At 73.0% G+C, this 1640-nt stretch carries 2 protein-coding genes; both read right to left on the minus strand.

All coding sequences use genetic code 11. The features are described 5' to 3' along the window. On the minus strand, positions 1-725 hold a 725-nt coding region (locus G6027_RS13640), incomplete at its 3' end, for a hypothetical protein (RefSeq protein ID WP_182637642.1). Between the two features lie 80 nt (positions 726-805). Next, positions 806-1640: ABC transporter permease (locus G6027_RS13645; RefSeq protein WP_182637643.1), on the minus strand; the 835-nt coding region annotated here is incomplete at its 5' end.

Consider the following 1640-nt stretch of genomic DNA (forward strand, 5'->3'; position numbering starts at 1 on the left):
AGGGCCGAGGTCGGCGATGCCGGGGGCTCGGGCTCGACGGTTCCGGTCGCGGTCGGCACCGTTGTCGGCGACGGTTCCGCGGATCCGTTGGTGGGCTGGCTGACCTGTCCCGCGGCCGTCGTCTCGGTCTCGCCCGGGGTGGAGGGTTCCGTGCCTCCGGGAGAGGTGGGCGGGCTGGTCGGCGACGTGGTCGGCGGCGTCGTCCCCTCCGGTGGGGTCACCGGCGTACCCGGCGTGGTCTCCTCGGTGGTGCCGTCGTCCGGCTCGCTCTCCGGCGTCTCGTCCCGGTCCCCGTCCTCAGCGGGCTCGTCGGCATCGAGCCACGGATCCTGCACGCCGACGTCGGTCCGCGGCTGGGCGGGCGTCCACTGGGTGGTCGTGGTGCCCGTCTCGGGCTGACGGGGCGGTGCGTAGGTGCCCGTCTCGTCGTCGGCCACGTACAGCGCGCCCGGGGCGGGCTGTACCCCGATGTAGTACCGGCTGAGGCAGTGGTCGGTCACGCTCTGGGTGCCGTCCGTGAAGACCGTCATCCCCGGCGTGCCGCCGTCGGCCTCGGTCGCGCACCGGGCGATGAAGCGGCCGGGCTGGGTGTCGCGTTCGGTCGGCTCGGCCGCAGAGGTCAGTTCGGTGGCAGAGGCGGACCGCGGGGCTTCCGAGAGGACCTGCGGATCCGGCTGTGCGCACGACGCCGCCACCAGCGCGATCGCGCCGGCAGACAGGAGCACCCGAATTTGCATAACGATAGTGTCTCAGTTCCGTCAAAGGATGGCTACCGGACGACGCTGTGGATCACGTCATGCCGGGGTCAGATGCCGGCCGCCCGCGTCCGGACCGCGCCGAGTGAGGCCACCGCGGCGGCGAGGACGGCTACCCCGACCGCACCGGCTCCCACCATGATCAGATCGGTCACCGGTAACGCAATGTTACCGGGTGTCCCGGGGCCCACCATGGCGACCGCGCCGAGCCTGCCGAACGCCGCTCCCAAGACGACTCCGAGAGCCGAGGCGCTCGCCGCCACCAGCACGGTCTCCAGGACGAGCATCAGCCACACGCCGGTCCGGGTGACGCCCACGCCGCGGAGCAGGCCGATCTCGCGCGTCCGCTCCCGAACCGCGAGCGTGAGCGTGTTGACCACTCCCACCAGCGCGAGTGCCACCGCCACGGCCAGCAGCAGCGAACTGGACGTGAGCACGGTCCGGACGGAACCCGCGATCTGCTCGCGCGAGGCGAAGGTCTCGGTGACCGCCAGCGACGGGTCGGCGTCCACCACCGCCGATCTGACCCCGTCGAGCGCCGCCTCCAGGCGTTCGCCCTCGAGTCCGTCGTCCATCCGGAGCCACTGCTCGGTGCGCGGGACGAACTCCTGCGGTATCTCCTGACCCTCCGGCCACGGGGACCCGTCCGGCAGTTGCGCCACGGGCCAGTCGGGCACGCTGCCCGGGGCGGCGAGCGCCCATTGGTCGGAGGAGCGGCGTACGACGAGGTCCCGCCCGTCGTCGTCGGTGAAGAAGCGGAACCGGACGGTGTCGCCGTCGCGGGCGTCAGCGGCCACGGGGGAGGCGTCGGGCAGCACGATCTCGCCCGGGCCGGGAAGGGTGACCTCGCGGCGCATCACCTGCGCGACCCGGGACGGGTCGGCC

It is taken from the genome of Dietzia sp. SLG310A2-38A2 (assembly GCF_014145095.1).
Taxonomy (GTDB): domain Bacteria; phylum Actinomycetota; class Actinomycetes; order Mycobacteriales; family Mycobacteriaceae; genus Dietzia.